We start from the raw sequence: 23,686 nt of genomic DNA on the forward strand, positions 1-23,686 counted from the left end.
GGGGCACTGTGGCCAGGCCGGACTCGCTCGGCGGCGTCGCCGCTACACCCCGGTGGGCTCGGTCCCTAGTTGTGAGCGGTCGAAGGTTGCTGGGCGAGTTCGCTTTCCAGCGTCCGGACGATGCGGTCCAGTAGTGCGTCCAGGCGTTCGGGCACGCCGCGGCCGCTGCGCGCGGAGACGGTGAGCTCGGTGCGGCCGCCGCATTCGGTCATGCCGATGAGCAGTGGCATGGCGACGCTGTGCTGCGGCATCACCTTGATGGCGGTGGGTGCGAAACCGGGGACGGCGAGGGCGTCGAGGTCGTAGCGGCCCATGTGGGAGACGGTGGCGGAGGCCAGGTTCAGGCCCGTCCGCGAGCCCAGGGCGTTGAGTACGCGCAGTAGTCCGCGTCCGGCGGCCTGCGGCAGGTACTTCAGCCCGCCGTTGTCCATCTGGTTCAGTTCGCGGTTCTCCGCGAGCCCCGCGCGCTTGATCTCGTTGAGCTGCCGCCAGTCCATGCCCGGCCGCGCGTCCAGGAACAGCGGCAGCGCGAGATTCGCGGTCGACCGCAGCTCCGGGTCGTGGCGTCGGATGTCGACGGGGATCATGATCCGCGAGACGGGCCCGCCCTCATCGGCCAACATGGCCGCCACCCGCATCAGTGTGCCCGGCCCGGTCGCGTGAATGGTCCTGGTGCGCAACAGATGCCGGTGCTCGCCACGCTCCTGGCGGCCGTGTCCGGTCGCCGATCGGAAGCGCGGCAGCATGAGGGTGGGCCGCCCGGGCGCGCCGATCCGCTTCACCAGTTCGGCGTCGGCGATCGGGTCGGCCGCGCCCACCGGCTCCTCGCCGCGCAGCGCCCGCAGCACGTCGGTGGTCCACATGACCATGCCCATGCCGTCCATGACGCCGTGGAACACCCGGAAGACCAGGGCGGTGGTCGTGCCGGTGAGCAGCAGCACCTCCACCGTGGCGTCCGGGGTCGGCCCGATCGGGCTGGTCAGCACCGGATCCGCTTCCAGCGCGGGGTAGCGCAGCGTGTGCTCGACCACGCGCACGCCGGGTGCGCGTCCGCTGTCCACCCAGTGGCGGCCGTCGCGCACCAGGCGCGCGCCCGGGTTCGCGGCGGCGGCGGTGGCGACCGCGCGCCGCAGCGTCTCCGGGTCGATGCTGCCCGTGCCCTCCACCACCAGTTGCATGAGGAACGGCGGAGCCAGATCCCGCATCGGGAAGTAGATGAGTTCGGTGGGGGAGATGGGACGGCGGAACATGGGTCTACCTGCCTGGATCGTCTCGATGCGTTAGATCTGCGCGTTCAATGCCACCGCGCCGCCCTGGCTTTCGAGCCAGGTCAGGAAACCGGCCAGGCCGGTCTCGCGGTCCACGATCGGCCGGTAGCCGAGATCGCGGGCGGCGGCGGAGGTGTCGTAGGTCGCGGTGCGGGTCATCAGCGCGACCACGTACCGGGACAGCGGCGGCGACCATCGGGTGGCGACGAACGGTATGCGCCAGACGGTTTCGATGGTGGCCACGATCGCGGCGAGGACCTTCGGATTCGGCTGCCGGGTCGGCTTCGGGTAGCCGAGACCGGTGGCCACCTCGCCGAGGAAGCCCCACACGTCGGTGCGTTCGGCGTCGGCGACGAAATACGCCTTGCCGCCGGCGTTCTCGCTGCGCGCGGCCAGCACGCAGGCCTCGGCGATATTGTCCACGTGGCACAGCGAGGCGTACACCTGCCTGCCGTAGGACAGGTCCGGCAGCGACCCTTCGCCCGCCCGGCCCAGCAGCCGCACGATCGGCCCGGACCGGTCGCCCGCGCCCCAGATGGCGCGCGGCCGCAGCGCACACGTGGTGAACCCGTCCGTATTCGAGGCCAGGACCAGGCGTTCGGCCGCGGCCTTGGTCTCGGAGTAGTGGTTCAGGTAGCGGCTCGGGTACGGCACCGATTCGTCGATATCGACCTGATCGCCGCCGTCGCGGTCCATGAGCGCGCTCGGGCTGGACACGAACACGAACCGCGCAGCGCCATTGCGCTTCGCCGCCCGCAGCAGATTCTCGGTGGCCGTGACGTTCTCGGCGACGAACTGGTCGCGCGTGCCGCGATCGTCCACCCGTGCGGCGCTGTGGAAGACCACGTCCACGCCCTTGGTGGCGCGGTCCAGGGACCCCTGATCGGTGAGGTCGCCGGTGACGACCTCCACCCGATCCAGCACCTCCGACAGATCGCGCAGGTTGCTGGTCGGCCGGGCCAGAATGGCCACCTCGTAGTCGCCGTCGCGGACCAGGCGGCGCACCAGCGCCCCGCCCAGGAATCCGGAAGCGCCCGTCACCAATGCCTTCACGCCCTGTCCTTTCCGCGTGCCCGGGAGCGCTGCGTGGTCATGCGGCCTCCTGCGTCTTCCACCAGGTGATCCCGAAGATCTGTGTCATGGCCGCCGTCTTGACCGGCGAGTGCCCGCTGTCCGCGGTGGCGCGCAGGGCGGCCGGGATCTGGGCCGCGTGCACCACGACGCTCAGGAACGCGTCGATCCAGAACACCGCGCGCAGCAGCCGGTTCTCCGGGGCGCGATCCCCCGCCGCGAGCAGCACGCCCACGGCGAGATACAGCCAGCCCAGCACCGGAATCGCCCGTAGTACCAGCACCTTCATCGTCGTTCGTCCTTTCCGAGCCGCTCCGCCGCCCAGACCGTGAGCTGCTCGCGGCCGATCTTGGCATTGTGTCGGATATCGACCGGGAACTTCGGGTGGAACAGGAACGTGGAAACCGCTGCGGTGACCGTGAATTCGGCCGCCCGCGCGCGCAGCCCGGCCGTCACGGCCGCGGGATCCGCGCCCGGTTCGGTCTCGACGCACAGCACCGGCCGCTGCGCGCCCCGCTCGCCCACGCCGACCAGCGCGGTCCGGGCCACGCCGGGCACGGCGTTGAAGACCTGCTCCACCTGCACCGAGAACATGGGTCCCGCGGCGGTCTGCAGCCGCTGACTCTTGCGTCCGCAGAACCAGATCCGGCCCTCGCCGTCGATGCGGGCCAGGTCGCCGGTGCGATGCCACACCGTCTCGCCGTCCTGGATCTTGCCCGCCGCGTTCGCCGACTCCGGCCAGTAGTAGCGGGTGCTCACGTTCGGCCCGGCCACCACCAGTTCGCCGATGCCGCGGGTGGCGGCCAGCTCGGTCTCGCGGGCCTGCGCGTGCGCCCAGGTCGGGATCGGGTCGTCGGTGATGGCGACCAGCCGCGCGCGCACGCCTTCGGCGGGACGGCCCACACAGGTGCCCTCGCCGAGGCGGGCGCGATCGGCCGGACCGGCCAGCAGCTCGCGGGATTCGATGGTGGACATGGGCAGCGCCTCGGTGGAGCCGTACCCGGCGTACACCTCCGCGTCCGCGGGCAGCACCCGGCGCAGCCCGGCGATGCAGGTGTCCGGGACGGGCGCGCCGCCGGAGAAGATGCTGTGCAGCGTCGGCACCGGCGTCCGGTGGGTCTCCAGGTGCCGCAGCAGCGGGATCAGCACGGCGGGGGAGGCGAACATGGTCTTCACCCCGAACCGGTTGATCGCGTCCACCACGTGCGCGGGATCGGTGGAACCGACCTTGCTGGGCACCAATGGCGGCAGCACACACCGGGATCCGAGGAGCATGTCGAGAATGCCGACCAGCGGCAGCGTGATCAGCGAGGTGCCCGGCTCCACCCGGCCGCGGGCGGCGTGCACCTGCTCGACCATGGCGCTGAGATTGCCGTGCGTCATCTCCACCGCCTTGGCGGGGCCGGTCGAGCCGGTCGTGTAGGCGATGAGCAGCACCTCGTCGGCGGGCGCGGGCACCCGCTCACGCAGGGTGAAGGCGTCGAACGGGGCGCGGTGCTCACCGGACGGCCGCCGTGAGTCGGCGACGGAGGCGAGCAGTTCCTCCAGTCGCGCAGCCACTTTCGCGCCGACCGGACCGGCGGCGTCGCCGCGGAAACGGGTGCCGAACCGGCTCGCCGTCACCGGGGCGTCCCAGCTGCGCAGGGTCGGCCCGCCCCAGAACCAGCGCGGGCCCACGGTCAGCGTCACCCGCACATTGCGGAAGTACTTGGCGAACAGCACCCGCGCCGCGTGCGCCTGCGGGATGCCGATGAACGCCTCCGCGTTCGCCGCGCGCAGGCAGTTGAGCATCTTGCGCACACCCATGCCCGGATCGATCACGACCGGGATGGCGCCGATCTTCAACAGCCCCAGCATGATCGCGTACAGCTCCGGGCTGGGCAGCACCAGCACGATGGTGCGGGTGCCGCGGCCCACCCCGGCGGCGGCCAGGTGCAGGCCGATGGTGTCGGACCACTCGTCGAGCTCACGGTAGGTGAGGTGGCGGTAGTCCGGCAGGCCGGAGGCGGTCTTCCCCGCGGGGTAGATCACCGCCTCACGGTCCGGATCGGCGGCCACCACCGCACGGAAGCGGTCGATGGCCTGCCAATAGGTCGCGGTGGTCACGCCGCGGCCCCGACCACGGCGGGTAGGCGGTACACGACGGCGGCCGCCGACGGGCCCGCGCCCGCCGCCACGAACAGCACATCGCGGTACCCGGTCAGCGATTCCGCCTGGGCGGCAGCGTGATACGCCAGCGACAGCGACGCGGTGTGCGGGTCGCCCTGGGACAGGTCCGGGAGGAACACCGCGTCCGGGGCGATGCCCAGCTCCTCGGCCAGGCGGGCCGGGAAGTCGCCGCTCGGGGTGGCGGCGATCAGGGCGGTGGTGGTCTCCTCCACGTCACCGCCCGCGAGGGCGGCGCGGGCGGCGTCGGCGGCGACCGTGAGCAGCCGGTCCAGGTAGTCCGGCTCACGGTCCACCGTCATCAGGCCGCGGCCGCGGTCGCCCATGGTCTCGGTGTCCACGTACGACTCCAGGCCGGGGGTGCCCGCGGCGGCCCGGGTGTGCACGTGGCCGAAGCCCTCGGGCTCGCCGGTCTGCTCCAGCAGGAGCGCGGCGCCGGCGGTGGCGTAGGGGAATTCGTCGTCTGCGGCCGCGCGGGTCATCGACGGGTGGGTGTCACCGGAGACGATCAGCACGTGCTCGGCGCTGCCGGTCGCCAGCACCGCCTGGGCCACCTGCACGGCATTGAGCACGCTGGTGCCGGCGTTCATCAGGTCGAAGGAGAAGGACCGCGGGTCCTCCTTCACGTAGTCGAGGCCGATGCCCGCGGCCTTCTGGATCAACGCCGAGACGGCGGGCTCGACGGTATTGCTGTCGCGGAAGATGCCCGCGTTGATCATGACCCCGACCTGTCCGGGCTCCACCCCGGCGCTCTCCATCGCCCGGCGCGCGGCCCGGCCGCTGAGCTCCACGATGCTGAAAGTGTCGGTGTCCCGGGCGATTCCGGTGGATTTGATGCGCACACCCATGGCGGTACCTCAGACCTTCAGCGACGAGATGGTGGTGGACAGGAATCCGCCGACGACGCCCGACGCCGCGGGAATCATCAGGATCTTCGATCCGGCGGCCAGGTTCTGCTGGCTCAGCTGATCGTGCAGCACGATGAAATGGGAAGTGCTGGAAGTGTTTCCGTACTTCTCGATGACATTCAGGTCCGGCGGCATGGGGTGGCCGAATTCGCGTTCGGCGATGGCGTTCATGAACGGGATCGCGGCCGCGCCGAACTGGTGGTGGACGATGTAGTCGAAGCCCTCGTCGGCGAAGGTGAAGCCCTGCGCCTCCATGAAATTGCGCTGGGTGTCGGTCCACAGCAGGAACCGGGCCTCGTTGTGCATCTTCCGGTTGTCGGTGTACAGCGCGACGCCGTTGGACTTGTCGCTCGGCATTCCCAGACAGAGGTGGGAGAACTCCGACGCGGTGGTGAGTTCGATGTAGTGGATCACGTCGTTGTCGTCGACGGCTTCGTCCAGCACCACGCACGCGCCGGAATCGCCGACGGTGAGCGAGGCGAATTGCAGATCGTATTTGCTGGAGATTTCATTGACCGCGGTTTCCGCGATCGGTGTGATGGCCTCACCGCTGACCACGATGCCGCGTTTCACGGCGCCGCTGCGAATCATGCGGTCGAGAATGTAGACGCCACTCATCATGCCGGCGCACGCATTCGAGAGATCGAATGCGATGACATCCTCGCGGGCGCCGATGGCGCGGGCGATCGTGCCGGCGAAGGACGGCTCCATGTACATCTTGGTGCCGTGCTTGCTGCGGGTGATGGAGGTGGAGATGATGATGTCGAGATCGCCCGCGGCGTACGACGACCTGGACAGGCAGTCCTCGACCGCCTTCATGGCGAGCGCGAAGGAATCCTCGCGGCTCTCCGGGCGCGTGTCGCGGAAGCGGCGTTCCTTGACTCCCGTAATTCGTTCGAGATCGAATTCGGGAGCCTCCTTCAATCGCGCGACGAGTTCTGCTGTGGTGACCCGGTTCTCGGGCAGATAGGCGCCGATCGATTCGAATCGAGATTGCGGCACAGGGGACTCCTGAAACTGGGGAGGCTGAAAAGCGTTGGGGGGAAAGGTGATCGACTGTGATCGTCAAGCTCGGATGCGCTGAGGCTACCCGAGGGTAACCAGCTTGGGGAACTGTCGCGTTCCGTGTAACCGTCTGAGACGAAAGGTGAACAGTCACTTACTGTTACTGGCAGTGACAGAAAAGCCCTCAGCGCAGCCAGCCTCGCCGAGGTCGCGCTGAAATGGGGGTTTGACCTTCTCCGGCAATGCAAGTGAACATCCGGCTATCCTCGGTCATGCGCCTTCGGCATGGTCCGGATATGACAGGACGAGGCCCCCTGTTGTGAGTGAGTTCACGCGTCAGGCGCGTGCGGGCAGCCCCAATACCGCGTTCACGAATTCCACGAACAGCGGCGCCAATTCGGGCACCCGATGCGCCCCCTCGGCGACGATGACCCGCCGCGTGCGCTCCCCGATCGCGTCCGGGATCAGCGCGAACAGTTCGTTCGCGATCACCGGCAGGCTCGGATCGGTCACCCGTGCCTCGGCATAGAACGCGCGATACAGATCCGCGAACCGATCCACCGACAGATCCCGCAGCGCCACCGATTGCTGATCCACCTTGAACGCCTCGACCAGCATCAGCCGCGCGAAATCCGGCTCGGAGGCCACGGTTTCGCAGAATGTCACCACGATGGACTCGATCCGCTCGTGCGCCCCCGCATCGGTCGGCAACTGCCCCAGTTCATCGGCGATCCGAGTCGCGATGATGTCCGAAGCCGTCCGCACCGCCTCCACGAAACACTCTTCCTTATTGCTGAAGTGCTCGTAGAACGTACTGCGCGATACCCGGGCCCGCGCCACGATATCGCTCAATGTGACCGCGTAATACCCTTTCCCCTCAACGCATTCCACCATCGCCTCCAGCAACCGCCCCCGCTGCGAGGTGAGTACCGCCTCCCGGGCGGCCCGATGCCGCTGATCGAAGTCCGTGCGCTGCAACCCCGCGGCCGACCCACCCCAACCCCGCATCCAAACCTCCCTGACTGAACTGTCAACACTTCAGATCCCCATTATCGAGCCCCCGCCGAAGCCGCCCCACCCCGGTATTGACATCGCATGCCATCAGTCTCCTGCGGTTGTCCTCTCAACCGGGTCCCGCGTCACTGTGACCTGCACCGGACCGTAGGCTGACGGAAGATTTCCGGAAGGGTGGACGACAGGTGCTAGGAGTGTTCGACTCGATCCCCGAACAACCCTTGCTCGGGATCTACATGCGGTATCGGCGCGAGACGCTCGGCATCACCCAGGAGGAAACCGCCAAGCGCATGTTCGTCAGCCTCTCGCTGTACCGGAAGCTCGAGAGCGGGGAACGCGCGCTCACCGCCGAGCGGCTCTCGGACTGGTGCGCCGTCATGGACGCGCCGAGCTGGATGCTCGAGAAAATGGTCTCGCTGACGATGCCGAAGATCGCGACGGTGGCGCGGGGAGTGTGGCCGCCGGTGCTGCGTCGGGAAGACCTCGATCATCTCCACGCCCTGCCCTACCCGGCCTTCTACCATCGGTTCCCCGAATACGAGGTGCTGGCGGCCAATTCGGCGGCGACCGCCGTGTTTCCCTGGCTGGCCCCCGCGCCCGAGGGTTCCGAGCGCCCGGTGAACGTCATCGAACAGATGATGACCGTGCCCGAAGCGCGTGAGTCCCTGGTCAACTGGGACACCGTGGCGCACCGGCTGCTGTTCACCCTCCGAGTCCTCTCGCCCGGCGTCGTCGCCCCCGAACGGCTCGCGCAGATCATCCGGACCTGCCACGCCGATCCGGAGTTCCAGCGCATGTGGAACACCCCCATGGACGAGGACCTCTACACCGATTCGCTGATGCTGGTCCGCGATCCGGAAGCCGGCGAGATCAGGCACTTCACCATGCGCGCCTACAACGCCTATCACCCCCAGGACTGCTCCTACCAGCTGTTCGTCCTCACGCCGCGAACCCCCGGCACCGCCACCGTCGACCCCTTCGCGCTCGCATGATGGACATCGAACCCGAACCGTCGCTGCTCGCGATGTACCTGCGCTACCGGCGCGAGACCCTCGGCATCACCCAGGAGGAGATCGCGCGGCGCATGTTCGTCTCGCTCTCCCTCTACCGGAAGCTGGAGAGCGGCGAGCGGGCGCTGACCCCGGAGCGGCTCGAGGACTGGTGCGTCGCCACCGAAGCGCCGATGTGGATGCTCGAGAAGATGGTCACTCTGGCGGTTCCGAAGATCATGACGATCGCCCGCGGGGCCTGGCCGCCCGAACTGCGTCAGGAAGACCTCGACCACCTGCGGGCCCTCCAGTACCCCGCGTACTTCCACCGCTTCCCGGAATACGAGGTGCTCGCGGCCAACGAGGCTGCGACGGCGGCGTTTCCGTGGCTGGCGCCCGCGGGTGCCGGCGCGGAGCGTCCGGTGAACGTCATCGAGCAGATGCTGACCGTCCCCGAGATGCGGGAACTGCTGGTCAACTGGGACACCATCGCGCATCGGCTGGTGTTCGGACTGCGTGTCCTCTCGCCCGGCATCATCGCCCCGGAGCGGCTCGCGCAGATCATCGAAACCTGCAGCGTGAACCCGGAGTTCGAGCGGATGTGGAACACCCCCATGGAGGAGTACTGTTCAACGACTCCCTGGTGCAGGTCCGTCATCCCGAATCCGGCGAGATCATGTCCCTCACCATGCGCTCGTACAACCCGTCCCTCCCTCAGGACTGCTCCTACCAGCTGTTCATGCTCACGCCGCGCACGCCCGGCACCCCCACTGTCGACCCTTTCGCGATCGACTGACCCGCCCCGAGGAGGTGGACCGATGGTGTCCGGTGAGAGTCGGCCCGCGCCGGAGCAGCCCATGCTCGGCATGTTCATGCGCTACCGGCGCGAGCATCTGGGATTGACCCAGGACGACGTGGCGCGACGCATGTTCGTGAGCCTGTCCCTCTATCGCAAGCTCGAGAACGGTGAACGCCCCATGTCGCCGGAGCGGCTGGCGGACTGGTCCCGGGCCATGGACGCGCCCGCGTGGTTGTTGCGCAAGATGGCTTCGCTGGCGCTGCCGATGGCCTCCGCAGTGGAGGCGGGGGTGTGGCCGCCGGCGTTGCGGGCCGAGGATATCGAGCATTTGGAGGCTTTGCCGTTTCCGGCGTTCTATCACCGGACGCCCGAGTACGAGATCTTGGCGGCGAATCAGGCCGCGCGGGAGGCGTTTCCGTGGCTGCTTCCCACGCACGCGGATGCCGAGCGGCCCGCGAATGTCATCGAGCAGATGATGACCGAGCCGATCGCGCGGGAGGTGCTGATCAACTGGGAGCTGATCGTGCATCGGCTGCTGTTCATCCTGCGGGTGAACGCGCCGGGGACCGTCGCTCCGGAGCGGCTCGCGCAGATTCTGGAAACCTGCCGGGTGAATCCGGAGTTCGAGCGATTCTGGACCACCGACCTCAGTGAAGAGCAGTTCAACGATTCACTGGTTCTGGTGCGGGACCCGGAGACCGGCGGGCAGATGGCGCTGACCATGCGCTCCTACAACGCCTGGCATCCCGACAACTGCCCGTACCAGTTGTTCATGCTCACGCCCCGGGCCGACCCGGCGCCGAGCGTGAGTGCCCCAATTCGTGCGACCTCTGCGGGTTGACCCTGCCGCGACGGGGCCGGATGCTTGTTCGGCGAGATCAAACTGCTGCTGCCCGGTCCGAGCCCGTGCTTCGGATCGGGCAGTTTCGCGTTTTCTCGCGGCATTCCCGTTCCGGTGCTGGTGGAGTTCGGAGGGGAATCTCCACCCGTGGTGGATACGGGTGTGACGACTCGGTGACCGCCCGCCGAAGGGGGGCGGGCGGCACCGGATCTCGCATTACTTGGGGGTCGCGTACTTCGGGAAGACGACTTCCGGCTCGGGGAGAGCCGTGCCCGGGACCAGCGGGGTGGAGACGTCGGCGAAGGTGCGGTCGGGGGCGGCCAGCAGGTCGAGGATCTTGCCTGCCGACGCGGGGATCACCGGCTGGACCAGGATCGAGACGATGCGCAGGACTTCCATGGTCACGTAGAGGATGGTGCCTTCGCGGGCGGTGTCCTCGGGGGTGCCGGCCTTGGCCAGGGTCCAGGGGGCCTGGGCGGAGAAGTAGCGGTTGGTCTCGCCGAGGGTGAGCCACAGCTGTTCCAGGCCGAGATGGATCTGCTGCTGGTCGAATTCGGCGCGGACCTTCTCGAGCAGGCCGTTGGCGCGGTCCAGCAGGGCCTTGTCGTCCTCGGTGAACTCACCGGGGGTGGGGACCACACCGGCGAAGTCGCGGCCGACCATCTTCAGGCAGCGCTGGGCCAGGTTGCCGTACTCGTTGGCCAGGTCGGAGTTGATCCGGCCGATGATCGCCTCTTCGCTGTAGGAGCCGTCCTGGCCGTAGGAGATCTCCCGCAGCAGGAAGAAGCGGACGGCGTCCAAGCCGAAGGTGTCGACCAGCTCCATCGGGTCGACCACATTGCCGACCGACTTGGACATCTTCTCGCCCTTGTAGTTGACGAAGCCGTGCACGAAAACCCGCTTCGGCAGCGCGATTCCGGCGCTCATCAGGAACGCGGGCCAGTACACGGTGTGGAACCGCGAGATGTCCTTGCCGATGATGTGCAGATCCGCGGGCCAATACTTCTGGAACGAGCCCGAGGAGGTGTCGGGGTAGCCCGCGCCGGTGAGGTAGTTGGTGAGCGCGTCCACCCACACGTACATGACGTGATCGGGGTGCCCGGGCACCGGAACGCCCCAGTCGAAGGTGGTGCGCGAGATCGACAGATCCTTCAGACCGGCCTTCACATACGAGACGATCTCGTTGCGCCGCGTCGCGGGCGCGATGAACTCCGGCTGCGTCTCGTACAGTTCGAGCAGCTTGTCCTGGTACTTGGACAGGCGGAAGAAGTAGTTCGACTCCTCGGTCCACTCCACCGGGGTCTTGGTGTCGGTGGAGATGCGGGTGCCGTCCTCGAGGACGGTGGTCTCCTCCTCGGTGTAGAACGCCTCGTCGCGCACCGAGTACCAGCCGGCGTAGGTGTCGAGGTAGATATCGCCCGCGGCGACCATCTGCTCCCAGATCGCGACCGACGCGGCGAGGTGGTCCTCGTCGGTGGTGCGGATGAAGCGGTCGAAGGAGATGTCGAGCGCCTTGTCCATGTTCTCGAAGACGTCGGAGTTGCGCGAGGCGTACTCCTGCTCCGAGAGCCCGGCGGCCTTGGCGGCCTGCTGCACCTTCTGGCCGTGCTCGTCGGTGCCGGTCATGTAGAACACATCGAAGCCGTCCAGCCGTTTGAAGCGGGCCAGGGCATCGGAGGAGATGTACTCGTAGGCGTGCCCGATGTGCGGTGCGCCGTTCGGGTACGCGATGGCCGTGGTGACGTAAAAGGCGGGGCGATCGGATGCGCTCATGGTGTGTCTACTCTATCTGCGTGTCCTACGTCGCTCGCGTGAATATCCCCGTCCATGAGTAGCCGCCGACCTGCGCCCGAGCCGCCGGAGCCGCTGTCACCGCTGATCGACGCGCACACCCACATCGACGCCTGCGGGGCCACCGATCCGGAATCGGTTGCGGCGCTGGTGGACCGGGCCCGGGCGGTCGGCGTCCGGGAACTGGTGACGGTCGCCGACGACCTGGAGGCGGCCCGCTTCGCGGTGCGCGCCGCCCACTGGGACGACCGCGTGTACGCCGCCGTCGCGCTGCATCCGACCCGCGCCAACCACCTCGACGACGCCGCCAAGGCCGAGCTGGAGCAGTTGGCCGCCGATCCGCGCGTGGTCGCGGTCGGCGAGACCGGCCTGGACTACTACTGGCCGGGCAAACTGGAGGGCTGCGCCGATATCGAGGAGCAGGTCGAGGGCTTCCGCTGGCACATCGACCTGGCCAAACGGCTGGGCAAGCCGCTCATGATCCACAACCGCGAGGCCGATCACGACCTGCTGGCCGTGCTGATCGACGAGGGTGCGCCGGACGAGGTGATCTTCCACTGCTTCTCCTCGGACCCGAACATGGCGATGGCGTGCGTGGAACAGGGCTTCGTACTGAGTTTCTCGGGCACGGTCAGTTTCAAGAATGCGCACGAATTGCGGGAGGCCGCGAAACTGGTTCCGGACGAACTGATTCTGGTGGAAACCGACGCGCCGTACCTGACGCCGCATCCGTTCCGGGGCGCGCCGAACGAGTCCTACATGCTGCCGTACACGCTGCGCGCGCTGGCGGAGCTGCGGGAGCAGGATCCGGCGCAGCTGGCCAAGATCACCACGGCGAACGCGCGCCGCGTCTACGGGATCTGACGCCCGGTCTACAGGATCTGCGGGGCCGCGGAAACGCGGCCACCGCACCTTTTTTCGTCTTCGCGCGATTCCCGCGTTGCCATCGGCACGAGTTGAATTGGTGTGGTTTGGCTCACTAAGATCTGCCGCGATCGTGATTCACCTGCGGTTCGATACCGGGTCGTGACCCTCGTTCCCGCAGCACTACCGCGAGTGGTTGTGATTCACTGACCCCCTCGTTATCGTATTGTGACCATGCCGGGATTTCCGATGCACGCTTTGGCGAAGATCAACTCGTCGCGTTCCCCGATGTTGTACGGGGCGATCGCGGCGATGCTCGTCACGCTCATCGTCGGTGCGGGCGTCGCCATCATGAGCAAGAAACAGGTGACCTTCGTCGTCGACGGCAAGAATTTCGTCGAGTCCACCATGCGCGGCGATGTGCGCGGCGCGCTGGCGGACGCCGGCTACGGCATCTCCGGCCGCGACGACGTGTCCCCGTCGGCGGGTGCGCGCATCAGCGACGGTTCCACCATCACGCTCAACCGCGCCCGCGAGGTCTCGCTGATCGTGGACGGCACCCCGTCCAAGGCGTGGACCACCGCGCTCACCGTGGCCGAGGCCGTGGTGAAGCTGAATCTGCCCGGCGACGTCTACACCTCGCCCGCGCGCCCGACGCCGCTGCCGCTGCTGGGCGCGCAGCTGCTGATCACCAACCCGCGCACGGTCGAGCTGAGCGACAACGGTTTCGCCCCCGCCCTGGTCCGGCTGGCCGCGCCGACCGTCGGGGAACTGCTCCAGGTGCAGGGCCGCCCGCTGGTGAATCAGGATTTCGTGGTCCCGGCCGCGAACACCCCGCTCACCGAGGGCATGAAGATCACCGTCACCCGCAAGATCGTGCAGAACCGCACCGAGCGGGTGCCGCTGGATCCGCCGGAGAACACCATCGAGGATCAGTCGCTCAATATGAGCCGCACGATCGTCGAGAACGCGGGCGTACCGGGCACGCAGGACGTGACTTTCGCGGTCTCCATCGTGAACGGCCAAGAGGCGGGCAAGGATCCGATCAAGTCCACCGTGATCGTCCCCGCGCAACCCAAGACCGTGCGCCGCGGCGCCAAGCCCGGCACCGAGGTTCCGGAGGTCAAGGACGGCCGTACCTGGGACGCCCTGGCCAGCTGTGAATCCGGCGGCAACTGGGCGATCAATACGGGCAACGGCTATTTCGGCGGCATCCAGTTCGACCAGAGCACCTGGGAACGGCAGGGCGGCACCCGTTACGCGCCTCGCGCCGATATGGCCACGCGCGAGGAGCAGATCGCCATCGCCGAGGTGACCCGCGCACGCCAGGGCTGGGGTGCGTGGCCCGCGTGCACGTCGCGGCTGGGAATCAGCTAGTCAGGACCCCTCATCGGTCCGGACAGCCACATCGATCGGGTCGAACGGCTGTCCCGCGACTGCGGACAGCGGACACTCACCGGGGATGTCGGTTCCGCGAATCAGGGTGTTACCGAAGATCTCTCCCGCGGCATGGTCAGCGGAAAGTGGATTCGAGATAGGTCATCAGGTCCGCGATGTCGGCCGCGCGCCGGGCGTAGCCCAGGTACCCATCGGGCCGGATGACGAAGACCGAGCGCCGCGCCGCCCGGTAGGCGCGCGCGAATTCGCCTGCGGTGTCGCGGATCAGCGGGAGGGTCGTCGCGTCCGCCACGGCGCCGGGGGTGGCGATCAGATACACGTTCAGGTGGCAGCGGGCGGCGGCGATCGCGGTGGTGGCCAGCTCTTCCAGCGCGCGCAGGTCGGAGTCGGCGGTGGTGTCGTCCGCGTGCAACAGCAGGGTGTGGCGGGTGCCGTCCAGCAAGGGGAGCAGCCGGAGGTCGAAGGCGACGGCGGCGCGGGTGAGGCCGCGGGCGTCGGGAGCGCGGGCCCCGGCGCGCGGGGCGGGTTCGTCGGCGGGGGAGGCCGCCACGATCGGGCTGCCCGCGTAGTCGATGAGTAGCTGGGCTTCGCGGCGCAGCACGTATTCGGGGTCGGTGGAGTCCGCGCCGATGCCTTCGCGGGCGCTGCGGACGGTGCGGCCCACGACCTCCTCGCCGACCGGGCGGCGTTCGGCGTCGTAGGAGCCGAGCAGGGCGGGGGAGGCGTCGCCGCGGACGGCCAGCGCCAGTTTCCACGCCAGGTTGTGCGCGTCCTGGATGCCGGTGTTCATGCCCTGCGCGCCGGTGGGCGGATGGATGTGGGCGGCGTCGCCGGCCACGAAAACCCTGCCGTGACCGTAGGAGTCGACGATCCGGTGGCTGATCCAGAAGACCGAGGACCAGCGCAGATGCGAGACCCGCGCCGGTTCGGGGGCGAGCCGGTCGACGACCGCTTGCAGGTCGTCGATTTCGGGCGTCCACCCGGTGGTGAAGCCGTGCTCGACGCTGTCGCCGGTCTGCTCGCCCGAGTGGCCGTCGGGCAGCAGCATGGAGATGCGGTACCGGTGCAGGCCGGGCAGCGGGATGCAGACCAGCACGTCGTCGACGACGCCGTCGGTCCGGTGGCTGGCGCGAATGTTGTAGCCGCGCGGCATGTTCCAGCCGAGTTCCACATCGCCGAGCATGTACTGCTCGGCGAACGCGGCCCCTTCGAACGACAATCCCAGCGCCTTGCGGACCGTGCTGTGCGCGCCGTCGCAGCCGACGAGATACCCCGCGCGCGTGGTCGCGGCGCCGCTCCCGTTCTCCGAGGTGACCGTGACCCCGTCGGCGTCCCGTGCGAAAGCCGTTACCCGCGTACCGCGTTCGATGACGCCGCCGAGTCCGGTCAGCCGGTCCCGCAGGATCCGCTCGGTCTCGTACTGCGGCAGCCCGACGAATCCGAACGGCACGTCCGGCGGCAGCGTCAGCTCCATCCGCCCGTCCGGTTCGCCGTTGACATAGGCGAGTTGCCCGCGCAACGGTATTGCGGCGTCGAGGATTTCCCGCACGACCCCCATCTGCTCGAACACCTCCAGCGCGCGCGGCTGGATGCCGACGGCCTTCGCGTACTGCGGTGGTTCGAGCAGCGGGTCGAGGATCCGGCACGGTACGCCCCGGCGGCGCAGTTCGATGGCCGCGGTCAGGCCGACGGGTCCGGCTCCGGCGATGATTACCGCGGTGTCGTCGTCCACGGCGTCGACTCGGTAGGCGAGGCGGCGGTGGTGCTGGTACCGCTATCGCGTTGTGCCGGATCGTTTCCGGACAGGACGTTGGGGCCGTAGAAGGTCGGCAGCATGGCCTTCACCAGCACCAGGGCCGATCCGTCGCCCGAGGGCACCGCCGCCAGGTTGGTGGCGACCACGATGGTGAGCTTGGAATCCGGGTCCGACGCCATGTAACTCATGAAGCCCGGGAGCTGGCCGTCGTGCCCGAACTGGTGTTCACCGAATCGCACCAGGCCCAGGCCGTATCCCGCCAATGCCGGAAGGTCCGGGTTGATCGGCTGGATGCTGTCCATCCGCATCTTCTGGAACTCGGCGTCGAGCAGCTTGCCCTCGACGAGCGCCTTGGTGAAGGTGGTCATGTCCTCCACCGTCGAGATCGCGGCCCCGGCGGCCCAGGCCCAGGAGGGGCTCGAGGTGGTCGAGTTGTTCGGTTGCAGGGTGCCCGCCAGCGCCGCCGCCCGCTGGTCCGGGGGCAGGGCGTAGGTGTCGATGGTGGAGACCATGGTGCCGAAGGTGTAGCCCTGCGGGTGCGGATCCGGGATCGAGGAGTCGGTCACCGCCGGGAACGAGGTGTTCTTCAGCCCGAGCGGCTCGAAGATGCGCTGGCGTAGGGCATCCGCCAGGGGCATCTTCGCGACCTTCTCGATGACCAGACCGAGCAGGATGGTGTTGGTATTGCTGTATTCGAACTTCTCGCCCGGCGGGAATCGGACCGGGTGCGCGAAGGCGATGGCCAGCAGCTCCTCGGGGGTCCACACCTTCTGCGGGTCCTTGTCGACCTCGACGCTCAGGTCGCGGTCGAAGGTGTAGTTGTAGAGGCCGCTGCGCATTTCGGCGAGCTGGGCGAGGGTGATCTTGTCGCCGTTGGGCACTCCCGGCCAGTGCTTGTCGATCGGATCGTCGAGGGAGAGCTTGCCCTCCTGGGCGAGCTGCATGAGGACCGTGACGGTCATGGTCTTGGTATTGCTGCCGATCCGGAAATGGTCGTCCACTCTGATCGGGTCGTCCTCGCCGAGGGTCCCGGTCCCGAAGGCGGCCTTCCAGTTCCCTTCCTTGGGCGAGGTGATCATGACGACGGCGCCCGGAATGACGTTGTCCTTCATCAGTTTCGTGATGAGCGGGCGCAGCGTCGCGGCGTACGCCGGTTCCTTGGATCCATTCGATTCCGGGGACCCGCTGGTGGATTCCTTCGATCCACCCGAGTCCTTCGAGGACTCGCATCCCACCGCCGCTGTCAATCCCACGGTGGCGACAAGCACTCCGAAACTCCGCCGGTTTCCCATGACTCTCCGTCCGGGTCCGATGTTCGTGGCTAGGAAGTGCTTGCCAGCCTAACTCCGTACCGACTGGTCCCGATTGAAATCGGGCCCGCTACATCAGCGCGCCGCCGTCGACCCGCAGCTCGGTGCCGGTCATGTAGCGGCCGTCGTCGGAGGCGGCCATGGCGACCACGCCCGCGATGTCCTCCGGCTTGCCCAGCGCGCCGCCCTCGATCCAGCCGGGCAGCCGCGCCATGAGCGACCAGTCCGCGTCGGCGGGCAGCGCCAGACCGGAGGTGATGCCGGAGCTGATGCCGCCGGGCACGATATTGACCGCGCGCAGGCCCTTCTTCACGTATTCGAGCGCGATGGAGTGGGTCAGCGCGTTCACGCCCGCCTTGGACGCGGAGTACGCCGCCATATACGGGTTGGACCCGAACGCCGAGGTGGAGGAGAAGTTCACGATCACGCCGCGGCCGGATTCGATGAGCGCGGGCAGGGCGGACCGGATCATCAGGAAGGTGCCGGTCAGATTGACCGAGATGACCTTGTTCCAGTCCTCGAGCGGCATCTCGTGGGTGTGCGCGGCGCGCAGGATGCCCGCGGCATTGACCAGAACGTCCAGGCCGCCGAGGAATTCGAGGGCCTCGGCGGTGACCGCGCGGACCGAGTCCTGGTCCGCGATGTCGATGGTGAGGGTGCGCAGGCGTTCGCGCTGCGCGGCGGGGGCGGCGTCGACGGTGGCGGCCAGTCCGGCCTCGTTCACATCCGCGGCGACCAGCTGGGCCCCCTCGGCGAGCAGGCGCAGGGCCACGCCCTGGCCGATGCCCGATCCCGCTCCGGTGACAATGACTCGACGACCTTCGTATCTGCTCGACATGGCGAGAAATTAGAACAAGTTTCAAAGCCCGTCAATGGGGTGTGCGCCGGATACTCCTCGGCTATTTGCCAGAGTGTTCACATATTTGAACGACAGTCCAGTAGATAAACTCCTTCGCCGTATGTGTTCGGGCAATGAGGGTCGGGATCTGATGGAGGATTCATGCGTTCGGTTGGTTGGCGTACTCGTGTGTGCACGACGGCTCTCGCGGCCGCCGGCGCCCTGCTGGTGATCCCCGGCGCTCCGGCACAGGCCTATCCCGGCACCGCCTTCGCCACCACGCCCGCGTCGGACGGCTTCCGCGGCCTGTCCGACGGCACCTTCATCGACTACTGGACCACCCGCTCCAACGGCGAACCGGTGAAAGCTAGTGGCGCGCTGTTCGTTCCGCCCGGCCCCGCGCCCGAGGGCGGCTGGCCGATCATGGCCTACGACCACGGCACCTCCGGCATGGGACCGGGCTGCGGCGGTCAGACCGACACCACCCACATCACCCGGGCCACCGAGGACAAGTTCCTGCAGTACTTGGTGAACAAGGGCTTCGCCGTGGTCGCCCCCGACTACCTCGGCCTGGGCCGCTTCGACACCGGCCCGCACCCGTACCTCGAGATCAGCACCGAGGCCGGCTCGACCATCGACCTGCTGAAAGCCGCTCGCGCACTGAATCCCTCGCTGTCGCGCAGCTGGGCGGTCACCGGCTTCTCACAGGGCGGCCAGGCGGCACTGGGCACCGCGCACCTGCAGGCCGCCACCGCACCGGATCTGGACTTCCGCGGCACCATCACCGTCGACCCGGAATCGGATCTGGAGAAGATCACCCCGTTCGTCGGCCCGTGGATGCCGGAGATCCCGGGCCAGGCCGGGACCGCGGTCAACGGTTTCGTGGTCAGCATGCTGGCCGGCCTGCGCGCCACCCACCCGCAGGCGAACGTCGACAGCTTCCTCACCGAGCGCGGCCGCCAGGCGCTCGACGAGTCGCAGAGTCTGTGCTTCCTCGACATCATGAAGAAGGTCGAGGGCATGGGCATCGGCGACATGCTGTCGCGGCCGCTCAACGATCCCGCGTTCCAGACCGCCATGAACCAGTACATGACCGTGCCGGTCAACGGCTACGACGCGCCGATCCTGTTGCTGGTCAACGCGACCGACACCACCGTGCCCTCCCCGCTGCACGCCGCGCTGGCCGCGCAGTTCGCCGCCAACGGGGTCGACTTCTCCACCGTGGTCGGCACCGGCAGCCACACCCAGCTGAACCCGGCCATGTGGGATGCGATCGGCGCCTTCACCGATCGCATCCTGTCCACCCCCACCCTGCCCTGAGCCGGGGCGGTCCGGCCCGGACCGGCTACTTCGGGAACCAGTTGTAGTCGGGCGCGCAGGTGATGTCCGCGTCCGGGCGGACGCCGGTGGCCAGGTAGGTGTTCACGGCATCGTTCACGCACGGGCTCAGATCGTCGCGGAACGACGCGTGAATTCTGGTGTCCGCCAGGGTGATCAGTCGCGACTTCGGGAGTTTCGCGTGCAGCGCCAGGCCCTCGGAGTAGGCGGTGCGGGTGTCGTGGACATTGGCCAGCATCAGCACCGGGGTGTCGTTGCCGATCTCGGTGGGCTGCTCCACCGGATCCGGCCAGAAGGCGCAGGCGGTGATGTTGTTGGCGAACGCGCCGAACACCGGCTGCGACGCCCGGGTGGCCTCGACGTTCTTGTAGTACCAGGCGGGATCGCGCGGCGCGGCCTTGTCGCCGCACATGATGGCGGCCATGGCGGCGGCGTCCAGCGGCACCACCGAGAAGATCTTGGCCTGGAGGGCGTCCATGTCGATCGGGCCGCCCGCGACGCCGCTGGCCACCATGGTGAGGATCTCGGCGAGGTTCGGGTTGAACTGCGGATTGGGCAGCAGCGCAACCAGAATCATCGGGATGGTGTGCTCGTCGACGAGGAAGCCGCTGCCGTAGATCTCGTGGCCCGCGGACCGGCGGATCAGGTCCTCGACCCAGCCGCGCACCGCCTCGGGGGTGGTGCCGAAGTGGTAGAGGTCGTCGTGGCGGGCCGCCCAGGTCGCCCAGTCGTCGAGCGCCCATTCGTTGATCGCGCCCATGTCCTGGTAGAGGCCGATGTAGTAGCGGTCCGGGTCGATGGGGGAGTCGAGGACCATCCGGTCGACGCGGTCGCCGAACAGCTGGGTGTAGACCGCGCCCAGGTAGGTGCCGTAGGAGGCGCCGAAGAAGTTGATCTTCTGCTCGCCCAGCACGCTCCGGATGACATCCATGTCGCGGGCGGTGTTGCGAGTGGTGATGTGGCGGATCTTGCCGGGGTCGGTGGCCACGCAGGCGCTCGCCATGGCCGCGGCCACGGTGGCGTCGCGGGCGAAGCCGAGGACGTCGAAGCCCGCCGAGAACAGAATGGTGGGAATCGGGATCGTGCAGTTGACCTTGTCGGACCGGCCGATGCCGCGCGGGTCCATGCCGATGATGTCGTATTGGGCGCGCACGTCGTCGGACAGGTTCGTCAGGTAGTTGGCGGGCATGCGCAGGCCCTGGCCGCCCGGACCACCCGGATTGGTCAGCAGGATGCCGCGACGGCGCTCCGGATCGGTGGCCTGGACCCGGGAGATGCCCAGGGTCAGGGTGCGGCCGCCGGGATCGGCGTAGTCGAGCGGGACGACCACGCCCGCGCACTGCGCGCCCGCCTTGTCCAGGATCTTGTCATTGCATGCCTGCCAGTTCAGCGTCTGATGCGTGAACCGATCCGGCGCGACGGGCGCTTCCGCGTGCACCGGGCCCGCGGGCAGGGTGGCGGCCGCGGTCACCAGCGTCGCGCCCAGAACGAACCGTCGAATCCGCCGAGCGGGCATGCACTCTCCTCCAAGGTCGTGGTTGCCGGGTGGCGACGCTACCCGGGCGTGGGGCGAAAAGCCCTGAGTGATGGGGTTTTTGGTCCGACGCGCGCGTCCGCCACGCCGTAGCGGCGCTGCGGCGGATGACCGCGGCGCCGGCCTCGGCGAGCTCACCGACCGCATCCGCGCCGCGCCGACCGTGTCCTGACCGGGGTGTCGGCGCGAGTGATCCGCCCAGCTTGATAGGTTTTCCAGAATGTCCGAACCCGAAGTCGCCGGTCGTGGAAAAGCCGCCCTGCTGGGCCCCGCCGAAGTGCGTGAGCTCGCCGAGCGATTCGGGGTCCGCCCGACCAAGCAGTTGGGGCAGAATTTCGTCCACGATGCCAATACGATGCGCCGCATCGTCGCCACCGCCGGCGTGACACGCGGAGACACCGTGCTCGAAGTCGGGCCCGGGCTCGGATCGCTGACACTCGCCCTGCTCGACGTGGTGGATCGCGTCATCGCCGTCGAAATCGATCCGACGCTGGCCACGCATCTGCCGCAGACCGTCGGGGCGCGCGCTCCCGAACTCGCGGACCGGCTCACCGTGGTGCCCATGGACGCCATGAAGGTCACCCACGCCGACCTGCCGGCCGAGCCGACCGCGCTGGTCGCCAACCTGCCCTACAACGTCGCGGTGCCGGTGCTGCTGCACCTGCTGGCCGAATTCCCGAGCATCCGGACCACGCTGGTCATGGTGCAGCTCGAGGTCGCGGATCGGCTGGCGGCCACGCCGGGCGGGCGCATCTACGGCGTGCCCAGCGTGAAGGCGGGCTTCTACGGCAGCGTGCGGCGCGCCGGAACCGTTGGCCGCCAGATCTTCTGGCCGGTGCCGCAGGTGGAATCCGGGCTGGTCCGCATCGACCGGTTCGACGACGCGCCCTGGCCGCAGGACGACGCCTTCCGGCAGCGGGTGTTCGCCGTGGTCGACGCGGCCTTCGCGCAGCGCCGCAAGACCCTGCGCGCGGCCCTCGCGGGCTGGGCGGGCTCGGCCGCGGAGGCCGAGAACCGTCTCACCGCGGCCGGTATCGCGCCCACCGCGCGCGGTGAGACGCTCGATACCGCCGCTTTCGTTCGTCTGGCTCAACAAGGCTGACTCCCCGCAGCCGGCCGAGTCCGTGGACTCTCAGATTCCGCTGGGGAAGGTGAGGGTCTGCAGGCCCGGCCACACGTCGGCCCACGGGTGCTTGGGTTCGCGGCACACGTAGACGGTCATCAGGCGCTCCAGGCCGGGCAGGCCGTTCGGGTCGTTGATCTTGGTGACCTCGGTGGTGGAGTTGAACTGGGCCAGGAAGTCCTTGTCGCCCACGCCGTCCACCGACAGGTAGACGATGGTGCGGTAGGAGTCCGACGGCGGGCCGAAGTAGCCGAAGCCGCGGTTGGGGCTGAACACCGGCGGCAGGTTGTAGTCGCGGCCGAATTCCTCCAGCGCGCTGGCCTGCACGTAGGCGGCGGCGACCACGGCGGTGTTGTTGCGCTCGGCCTCCGGCAGTCCGGCCACCGCGTCGGCGACCGCCTTGGTGAAGGTCTCGTATCCGGCCGGGCCGGTGAGCGATTCACGCTGCCAGTACTGCGCCTGGTCGGTGATCGGCTTGTCGATGCCGGTGAAGTCGCGCGCCCACTCCCAGCTGTAGGGGACCGGGATCGAGGCCATCCACGCCGTGAACATGACCGCCGACAGCACCGCCACGGCATTGACCCACTTGCTGATCTGCTTTCGCGCCTCGACCGTGCTCAACGCGAACGCGCCCGCGCCGACCAGGGCGGGCCAGAAGCCCGCCACGTAGTAGGAGCGGCCGTTCTCCACCAGGACGATGATCAGCAGGCCCAGGCCCGCGATCAGCGCGAAACGGTAGGGGCGCAACGCCTCCAGCCGGGTGAGGCCCCACAGGCCGAAGATGCTGAGCAGGCCGCCGAGCAGGCCGCACTGGACGGCGATCTCGATGGCGCAGATCAGCGGACCGGTATTGGCGGCGTACTGCTCCTGGGCGATGATCTCGGTCATCTGCGATTCCACCCAGCCGTGCTGCACCTGCCACACGATGCCGGGGACCATCGACAGCGTCAGGATCGCGGTCCCGACGTACAGCGCCGGGCGGCGCAGCAATTCGCGCGGGCCCGCGATCAGCACGCCCAGGCCGAGCAGCGCCCACACGCCGGGCATCATCCACTTCGCCTGGAACGCCAGCGCGGCGGCCACGCCCGCGACGATCAGCAGGTAGTCCTGCCGCGTGCGCACCCAGCGGATGAGCAGCCAGATGATGGCCGCCTGCAAGGGGATGTCGAAGGTCAGCGTGATCAGCTGCATCTGGTTGAACGCCAGCGGTGACACCGCGTACGCCGTCGCGGCCAGCACCTGGTATCGCGCGCTCGCGCCCAGCTCCCGCGCGGTGGCGGCCGCGACGACCGCCGCGGCGGCCATCAGCAGCAGTGCCGGAATGCGCAGCGCCAGTACCGAACCCGGCGCGATCAGATCCATCACGTGCGCCACGAACGGCGCCAGCGGACCCTGATCCGGGTAGGCCCACGCGAGCCGACGCCCGGCCGCCAAGAAGTACAGCTCGTCGCCGAAGTAATTGATCCGAGCCGCGGGGAGGCCGAGCACGGCGGCGAACCCCAGCGAAACCGCCAGGACGCCCTTCCACGCGAACGGATGCACCCGCCGATCGGCGACCGGTTCGACGGCGACCGGCTCCGGCGCCACTTCGGTGGTTGACACTATGCCCTCCCAGGGAACACAAAAACGCCCGGCGAAACCGAAAGTCGGCAAGGCCGGGCGTCGATCACGCA

Annotated in this window: 19 protein-coding genes; 6 read left to right on the plus strand and 13 right to left on the minus strand. The window is 68.4% G+C overall.

The annotated features are described in order from the left end of the window. Positions 1 to 65: 65 nt before the first annotated feature. The 7 genes from ACFRAQ_RS02170 to ACFRAQ_RS02200 form a co-directional block, all read right to left on the minus strand. Positions 66 to 1,250, minus strand: a complete 1,185-nt coding sequence (locus ACFRAQ_RS02170; protein ID WP_379092897.1) for a peptide synthetase — start codon at positions 1,248 to 1,250, stop codon at positions 66 to 68. 30 nt (positions 1,251 to 1,280) lie between these two features. Further along, the gene (locus ACFRAQ_RS02175) at positions 1,281 to 2,321 is read right to left on the minus strand and encodes an NAD-dependent epimerase/dehydratase family protein (protein WP_379092900.1); all 1,041 of its coding nucleotides are present in this window, start codon (positions 2,319 to 2,321) and stop codon (positions 1,281 to 1,283) included. Between the two features lie 37 nt (positions 2,322 to 2,358). Then, on the minus strand, positions 2,359 to 2,628 hold the full coding sequence (locus ACFRAQ_RS02180) for a hypothetical protein (protein ID WP_379092903.1): 270 nt from the start codon (positions 2,626 to 2,628) through the stop codon (positions 2,359 to 2,361). Next, positions 2,625 to 4,445 (minus strand): fatty acid CoA ligase family protein, encoded by a 1,821-nt coding sequence (locus ACFRAQ_RS02185; protein WP_379092906.1) that lies wholly within the window; start codon positions 4,443 to 4,445, stop codon positions 2,625 to 2,627. Before ACFRAQ_RS02185 ends, ACFRAQ_RS02180 begins: the two co-directional genes overlap by 4 nt. Beyond that, complete coding sequence (locus ACFRAQ_RS02190; protein ID WP_379092909.1) at positions 4,442 to 5,353, minus strand: hypothetical protein; 912 nt, start codon at positions 5,351 to 5,353, stop codon at positions 4,442 to 4,444. The genes ACFRAQ_RS02185 and ACFRAQ_RS02190 overlap by 4 nt, the downstream gene beginning before the upstream one ends. A gap of 9 nt (positions 5,354 to 5,362) precedes the next feature. Then, complete coding sequence (locus ACFRAQ_RS02195) at positions 5,363 to 6,415, minus strand: 3-oxoacyl-ACP synthase III family protein (RefSeq protein ID WP_379092912.1); 1,053 nt, start codon at positions 6,413 to 6,415, stop codon at positions 5,363 to 5,365. A 339-nt stretch (positions 6,416 to 6,754) separates the two neighbouring features. Further along, positions 6,755 to 7,426, minus strand: a complete 672-nt coding sequence (locus ACFRAQ_RS02200) for a TetR/AcrR family transcriptional regulator (protein ID WP_379092914.1) — start codon at positions 7,424 to 7,426, stop codon at positions 6,755 to 6,757. 200 nt (positions 7,427 to 7,626) lie between these two features. Here ACFRAQ_RS02200 and ACFRAQ_RS02205 point away from each other — a divergent pair, with 200 nt between their 5' ends. Next, positions 7,627 to 8,424 carry a helix-turn-helix domain-containing protein gene (locus ACFRAQ_RS02205; protein WP_379092917.1) on the plus strand — a complete coding sequence of 266 codons (798 nt, stop codon included), beginning with the start codon at positions 7,627 to 7,629 and terminating at the stop codon, positions 8,422 to 8,424. After that, a complete protein-coding gene (locus ACFRAQ_RS02210; protein WP_379092920.1) occupies positions 8,424 to 10,061 on the plus strand; it encodes a helix-turn-helix domain-containing protein in 1,638 nt (545 codons plus the stop codon). The genes ACFRAQ_RS02205 and ACFRAQ_RS02210 overlap by 1 nt, the downstream gene beginning before the upstream one ends. Before the next feature lie 216 nt (positions 10,062 to 10,277). Here ACFRAQ_RS02210 and metG read toward each other — a convergent pair whose 3' ends face one another. Beyond that, on the minus strand, positions 10,278 to 11,834 hold the full coding sequence (metG, locus tag ACFRAQ_RS02215; protein WP_379092923.1) for a methionine--tRNA ligase: 1,557 nt from the start codon (positions 11,832 to 11,834) through the stop codon (positions 10,278 to 10,280). Positions 11,835 to 11,888: 54 nt separating this feature from the next. On the opposite strand from metG, the gene ACFRAQ_RS02220 reads away from it, so the two are divergent. Together ACFRAQ_RS02220 and ACFRAQ_RS02225 are read left to right on the plus strand one after the other, a co-directional pair. After that, positions 11,889 to 12,716, plus strand: coding sequence for a TatD family hydrolase (locus ACFRAQ_RS02220; protein ID WP_379092926.1), 828 nt, complete (start codon positions 11,889 to 11,891; stop codon positions 12,714 to 12,716). A gap of 249 nt (positions 12,717 to 12,965) precedes the next feature. After that, positions 12,966 to 14,093 (plus strand): transglycosylase family protein, encoded by a 1,128-nt coding sequence (locus tag ACFRAQ_RS02225; RefSeq protein ID WP_379092929.1) that lies wholly within the window; start codon positions 12,966 to 12,968, stop codon positions 14,091 to 14,093. 136 nt (positions 14,094 to 14,229) lie between these two features. Here the strand turns inward: ACFRAQ_RS02225 and ACFRAQ_RS02230 are convergent, their stop codons facing one another. From ACFRAQ_RS02230 to ACFRAQ_RS02240, 3 genes are all read right to left on the minus strand, one after another. Then, positions 14,230 to 15,846, minus strand: coding sequence for an FAD-dependent monooxygenase (locus tag ACFRAQ_RS02230; protein ID WP_379092932.1), 1,617 nt, complete (start codon positions 15,844 to 15,846; stop codon positions 14,230 to 14,232). Continuing rightward, the gene (locus ACFRAQ_RS02235; protein ID WP_379092935.1) at positions 15,825 to 17,138 is read right to left on the minus strand and encodes a serine hydrolase domain-containing protein; all 1,314 of its coding nucleotides are present in this window, start codon (positions 17,136 to 17,138) and stop codon (positions 15,825 to 15,827) included. The genes ACFRAQ_RS02230 and ACFRAQ_RS02235 overlap by 22 nt, the downstream gene beginning before the upstream one ends. 112 nt (positions 17,139 to 17,250) lie before the next feature. After that, positions 17,251 to 18,018 carry an SDR family NAD(P)-dependent oxidoreductase gene (locus ACFRAQ_RS02240; RefSeq protein ID WP_379092938.1) on the minus strand — a complete coding sequence of 256 codons (768 nt, stop codon included), beginning with the start codon at positions 18,016 to 18,018 and terminating at the stop codon, positions 17,251 to 17,253. A gap of 162 nt (positions 18,019 to 18,180) precedes the next feature. Between ACFRAQ_RS02240 and ACFRAQ_RS02245 the strand changes: the two genes are divergently transcribed. Further along, positions 18,181 to 19,338: an alpha/beta hydrolase family protein gene (locus ACFRAQ_RS02245; RefSeq protein WP_379092941.1), complete on the plus strand. Its 1,158-nt coding sequence runs from the start codon at positions 18,181 to 18,183 to the stop codon at positions 19,336 to 19,338. A gap of 25 nt (positions 19,339 to 19,363) precedes the next feature. Here the strand turns inward: ACFRAQ_RS02245 and ACFRAQ_RS02250 are convergent, their stop codons facing one another. Next, entirely contained in the window at positions 19,364 to 20,872 is a 1,509-nt protein-coding gene (locus ACFRAQ_RS02250) for an alpha/beta fold hydrolase (RefSeq protein WP_379092944.1), read from the minus strand. A 238-nt stretch (positions 20,873 to 21,110) separates the two neighbouring features. Between ACFRAQ_RS02250 and rsmA the strand changes: the two genes are divergently transcribed. After that, positions 21,111 to 21,992, plus strand: a complete 882-nt coding sequence (rsmA, locus tag ACFRAQ_RS02255) for a 16S rRNA (adenine(1518)-N(6)/adenine(1519)-N(6))-dimethyltransferase RsmA (RefSeq protein WP_379092947.1) — start codon at positions 21,111 to 21,113, stop codon at positions 21,990 to 21,992. Positions 21,993 to 22,022: 30 nt separating this feature from the next. Here rsmA and ACFRAQ_RS02260 read toward each other — a convergent pair whose 3' ends face one another. Further along, positions 22,023 to 23,615 (minus strand): ArnT family glycosyltransferase, encoded by a 1,593-nt coding sequence (locus ACFRAQ_RS02260; RefSeq protein ID WP_379092950.1) that lies wholly within the window; start codon positions 23,613 to 23,615, stop codon positions 22,023 to 22,025. Positions 23,616 to 23,686 lie beyond the last annotated feature (71 nt).

The sequence above is a fragment of the Nocardia sp. NPDC056611 genome, assembly GCF_042792755.1.
Lineage (GTDB): Bacteria > Actinomycetota > Actinomycetes > Mycobacteriales > Mycobacteriaceae > Nocardia.